This is a genomic window from Porcipelethomonas sp. (assembly GCF_051893655.1).
Classification (GTDB): Bacteria; Bacillota; Clostridia; order Oscillospirales; family Ruminococcaceae; genus Porcipelethomonas.
In genome coordinates this window covers 1-5,251 of record NZ_JBJFHN010000004.1, presented here as the reverse complement: position 1 = coordinate 5,251, position 5,251 = coordinate 1, and the positions used below count along the sequence as shown (strand labels likewise).

Here is a 5,251-nt window from a genome sequence, read left to right as displayed (position 1 = left end):
AATACATATAATATACTGCTTGCCCACATTCCTATGTATAAGGAGTATGAAAATTTCGGTGCTGATCTCACATTGTGCGGAGATACTCACGGCGGAGTTATTCAGGTACCTTTTATAGGTCCTGCATACTACAATGGAAAAATTCTTCCTGAACTTTCGGAAAACAAGGAGCATGTATACGATAAGGGACTGTTCAGATATTCGGGAGGGTATCTGTTTATAACCTCAGGAATAGGAAATTACCCTGTTCCGGCAAGATTTAACAACCGTCCGGAAATTTGCGAAATTACCATCTCTCCCGAATAAAATTAAGTTTTAATATATAATTTTCTGTTTTTTGTTTTAATTTGATTTTTTTCTTGCAAAATCAAAAAAAATAGTGTATAATAATAATCATGTATTATAAAATTTTAACATAGGAGAGTGCTGTTATATGGATTTAATGACTCTGTATTCCATGTCTGAAAAACTGGGCATCAGCTATGTAACTGCTGTTGTCATCACAGGTCTCAGCGTTGTATTCCTGGCGCTTGTCATTCTGATTATTTTTGTATGGGCATTCGGTAAGATTTTTACTTTAAAAAACAAAAAATCTGTTCCGAAAGAAGCTCCGAAGCAGCCGCAGGCAAAACCGGTTCCCGCTCCGGCAGCTCCAGCAGTTCCAGCTGAAAATAATCAGGATGAAATTATTGCCGTAATATCCGCTGCTGTGGCGGCTATAGGTCAGGCAGAAGGAAAAACCTATAAGGTCAAATCTGTCAGAGCTGTAAAAAACAAACCGTCAAGATCTGCATGGTCTCTGGCTGGTCTTCAGAATGACACAACCCCATTCTGACATGGCGTAATTATTAACGAAAGGATTATATTATATGGGTGAAGTATTTAGAATCTTTGCAGATACTATAAAAGACCTCGCTCTTTCCAGCGGTATTGCTCATATGGACTGGAAAAGTATAGTAATGATTCTCATATCATTTGTTTTTATGTATCTTGCAATTGTAAAACAATTTGAACCGCTTCTTCTTTTGCCGATTTCATTCGGTATGTTCCTTACAAACCTTCCTGAAGCCGGAATGTATCATCCGGAGCTTTGGGCAAATGCCTCGAATATAGATTTCGGGCAGGTGCTGCATGAAGGAGGGCTGCTGGATATCTTGTATTTAGGCGTCAAGCTGCAAATATATCCGCCTCTTATATTCCTGGGAATCGGTACTATGACAGACTTCGGTCCGCTTATTGCCAATCCTAAAAGCTTTCTTCTGGGTGCAGCCGCACAGGCAGGTATCTTCCTGACATTCATTGGTGCTGCTTTGCTCGGATTTTCAGCTGCTGAATGCGGATCAATTGCTATTATCGGCGGTGCCGACGGTCCTACCGCAATTTATGTATCAAGTAAATTGCTAAGCGGGGGAGGCTATAAAATAAGTACAGGTACAATTGCTTTGGCAGCATATACATATATGGCTCTTGTTCCTGTTATACAGCCGCCTATTATGAAAGCACTTACTACCAAAAAGGAACGTGCTATAAAAATGCCTCAGCTCCGTCAGGTTTCAAAAACTGAAAAAATTATATTCCCTATTGCTGTTACACTTATAGTTGCTCTTCTGGTTCCTTCAGCTGCTCCACTGGTTGGCATGCTTATGCTTGGTAATCTTATTAAGGAAAGCGGAGTATGCAGCAGACTTGTTGACACAGCTCAGAATGCTCTTATGAATATTATTACAATATTCCTGGGCATTTCTGTAGGTGCAACAACTCAGGCAGATAAGATCATTAATCTGGAATTTGCTAAAGTAATTATTCTGGGTGTTGTTGCGTTCTGTGTGGGAACTGCATGCGGTGTACTTTTTGGAAAAATCATGTGCAAGGCTACTGGCGGTAAAGTTAATCCGCTTATTGGTTCTGCCGGAGTTTCCGCAGTTCCTATGGCTGCACGTGTATCCCAAAAGGTTGGTGCAGAAACAGATCCGACCAATTTCCTGTTGATGAATGCAATGGGTCCGAATGTTGCCGGAGTTATTGGTTCTGCTGTTGCAGCCGGTATTCTTCTAAGCGTTATTAAATAATAGTTCATATAGTCGGTCAGATGACCGACTATTTTTTTACAAATATTTCACTTGACTGCTAACGGGAAATCATTTATAATTAATAATGTAAATGGGATAATACTAATTGAGGTGATAAAATGATTTGTGCCGTTGGCTCTAAAAAAAATATCATGGAACTGCCGTATTACAGTTGCATATCAGATATTTTTGAAAGTGAAGAAGTTCAGAAGCTCGGCGGAATTACTCATCATATATATACAACAAGACTTCAGCATAGTTTGAATGTTTCTTATTATAATTATGTTATTTGCAATTTTCTCGGACTTGATGCTGTATCAGCAGCAAGAGCTGGTTTAATGCATGATCTTTTTTACTATAACCGGAAAGAACATAAAAAAGATAAAACTAATGGTAAAAAATCTCATAGTGCATACCATCCGGAGATAGCTGCTGAAAATGCCAGAGAAGCATTTGATATAAGCCTTCTGGAACGTGATATAATTATAAAGCATATGTGGCCTTTGACTTTAAAGCTGCCTAAATACAAGGAAAGCTATGTTATAGTTTTGGTTGATAAATATTGTGCCATATTGGAATTAATCTCTCCTAAATATCAAAAGATTAAAAAGATTTTAATGCATAATAGTAAGCATAACGGATAAAACTAAAATTCAAATAATGCACGCTCAAAAGTGTGCATTATTTTTTTTAATTATATGTAATAAAACTAATATGGATTATTGTCATATAATTTTTTTAATGTAGCTAAAGCTTTTTTTTCTATTCTTGAAACATAAGAACGTGAAATATTAAGCTTTTGTGCAACTTCCCTTTGAGTCAATGCTTTACATCCATAAAGTCCATAACGATATTTTATAATTGTAAATTCCCTTTCATCCAGATATTTTTCAAGAAATCCATATAGCTGCCTCGACCGTATTGACAAATCTACCTGCTCAACAATATCTTTCCCATCTCCAGTAATGTCCATTAATGTTAAAGGGTTTCCGCAAAGACTATATCCATAAAATAATTATTGATCACCGCTAACGTATTTGTTCAGTAAATAAATGTAAACAATCAGCAAATTATACTTATACAAAAGATAGATATAATGTAAATAATTTATTAATATTATTATTTTAAGTTGATTTTTGTAAATAGCCGGTATATAATTAAAACAGCCATGGTTAAATAAATTAATAAGGAGGTATACTTAAAACTTATTTTCTGTAAAAATCATGAAGCATAAATATTAATATTTAATAACATACAGTAAAATGTATAATAAGTCATTTATTAAAAAGGAGAAAAAGATGAAAAGAAAAATTATTGTTGCTGTACTGGTCGCAATCATGGCATTTTCAATGTCATTTGTATCCGAATCAAAATTTATATCGAAAAATATTTTTAATACTATTACCGCAAATGCAGCAGAAACAACATACACATCCGGATCATATACATATACTCTATCCGATTCATATGCAACCATTACCGGTTATTCTGGTAATGACACAACTTTAACAATTCCTACAAAACTAAATGGTTACAGTGTCAATGCAATCGGTAATTATTCATTCGTAAACAAATCATTTCAAGCATTAAATATTAATTCAAACATCAAATCAATTGGAAATATGGCCTTCGGAAACTGTGCTAACCTTACAGCAGTAAAAATCTACGGTTCTCCTACTATCGGCAATTGGGTTTTTGATGGTTGTAAGTCACTGAAAAATGTTACACTCTCAAACGGAATAAAAAGTCTTGGAATTATGATGTTTAATGGATGCACAAGTCTTGAAACCATTAAACTGCCATCTTCTCTGACATCAATGGGAACTTCTGTATTTGCAAATTGCACAGCACTTAAATCTATCACAATTCCTTCAACTATGCAAACAATTCCTCAGTCTGCGTTTTCTGGTTGCACAGCCCTAACAACGATTACGCTTCCTGAAGGCTTAAAAGAAATTGGTGAAAATGCTTTTAGTAATTGTACTTCCCTGAGTAATTTATCACTTCCATCTACACTTATAACAATAAATCGCAACGCATTTAAAAACGATACAGCCATTACCGGTAAACTTACACTTCCATCTGGCCTAGAAAATATAAAGGATGGGGCATTTCATAATTGTGGCATTGCATTTATTGTAATTCCCGGTGATACCATATTGGGAAGTGCATTTACAAGCTGTTCAAAGCTGTCAGAGATTACAATTTCCGGCAATGCGATATTGGGAAATACTGCATTTGGTTCATGTACTAATTTGATAAACATCAATGTTCCTATTAAAACTACATACACTTGGGGAGATACTACCTTTAATGGCTGCAAAAATCTTCAGTATATTAACGGTTCAAAAGTTACTCTTGTAAACCCTAAAACTAGCTATGGATACTTTAATAGCGCCGTTGATGAGTTCGTCAGAAAATACTTTATAGGTTCAACTAATGTCGGATTCATTGATTCATACGTAGCATATACATGCGATTATGTTATAAGGAACACCGTTACAAGTTCTATGTCTGATTTGGAAAAGGCCAAAGCACTTCACGATTGGGTTTTGAATAAGGTCGACTATGATTACGATAACACAATTGCAACCAAAAACCACGTTGATTCTTCAATTTTTTTAAATGACACGACAGTATGTGAAGGCTTTGCAAGAGGATATGTGCTACTCATGAATGCAGCCGGCATTGAAACAAAAAAAGTTGGCAATACTGATCATGTATGGAATATTGTAAATATCGGTAATCTTTACTTTCACATTGATTGTTGCTGGGATGAAGGAAACGAAAATACTAGTAATAAATACAAATATTTCATGAAATCAGATGCCGAGATCAAGGAAATTGGAGGTACAAGTCATTCTTATTGGTCAAGCGGTTCTCCAAAATGCTCCTATGGAATGGGGGATGTAAATATGGACGGCACGGTTGATAATCAAGATGTAACAATACTTCAAAATTATATACTCGCTAAAATAACAATGAATAGTGACCAGTGCATTCTTTCTGATCTTAATTTTGATGGACAAATAAATGTATTTGATCTTACAGTTTTAAAACAAAGAGTCTCACAATCATAGAATTTATACTCAATAAACATTCTCCGGTAAAACCAGAGAGGAATGCAAAAAAAGACCGCCAGGAGAATTCCTGACGGTCTGATTTTTACTGTTTAATTTTCT

At 35.4% G+C, this 5,251-nt stretch carries 5 protein-coding genes and 1 pseudogene; 5 read left to right on the top strand and 1 reads right to left on the bottom strand.

Annotated elements, in window-relative coordinates; translation table 11 throughout:
* The 4 genes and pseudogenes from ACI4WO_RS00190 to ACI4WO_RS00175 form a co-directional block, all read left to right on the top strand.
* Nucleotides 1-306: pseudogene (locus ACI4WO_RS00190) on the top strand (metallophosphoesterase); the annotation flags it as partial.
* A 127-nt stretch (nucleotides 307-433) separates the two neighbouring features.
* Complete coding sequence (locus ACI4WO_RS00185; protein WP_439805541.1) at nucleotides 434-835, top strand: OadG family protein; 402 nt, start codon at nucleotides 434-436, stop codon at nucleotides 833-835.
* A 34-nt stretch (nucleotides 836-869) separates the two neighbouring features.
* A complete protein-coding gene (locus ACI4WO_RS00180; RefSeq protein WP_439805540.1) occupies nucleotides 870-2,069 on the top strand; it encodes a sodium ion-translocating decarboxylase subunit beta in 1,200 nt (399 codons plus the stop codon).
* A gap of 119 nt (nucleotides 2,070-2,188) precedes the next feature.
* Nucleotides 2,189-2,713, top strand: a complete 525-nt coding sequence (locus tag ACI4WO_RS00175; RefSeq protein ID WP_439805539.1) for an HD domain-containing protein — start codon at nucleotides 2,189-2,191, stop codon at nucleotides 2,711-2,713.
* 65 nt (nucleotides 2,714-2,778) lie between these two features.
* On the opposite strand, the gene ACI4WO_RS00170 is transcribed toward ACI4WO_RS00175, so the two are convergent.
* On the bottom strand, nucleotides 2,779-3,042 hold the full coding sequence (locus ACI4WO_RS00170) for a sigma-70 family RNA polymerase sigma factor (RefSeq protein WP_439805538.1): 264 nt from the start codon (nucleotides 3,040-3,042) through the stop codon (nucleotides 2,779-2,781).
* A gap of 325 nt (nucleotides 3,043-3,367) precedes the next feature.
* Between ACI4WO_RS00170 and ACI4WO_RS00165 the strand changes: the two genes are divergently transcribed.
* Nucleotides 3,368-5,149 carry a leucine-rich repeat protein gene (locus ACI4WO_RS00165; protein ID WP_439805537.1) on the top strand — a complete coding sequence of 594 codons (1,782 nt, stop codon included), beginning with the start codon at nucleotides 3,368-3,370 and terminating at the stop codon, nucleotides 5,147-5,149.
* Nucleotides 5,150-5,251: the final 102 nt, after the last annotated feature.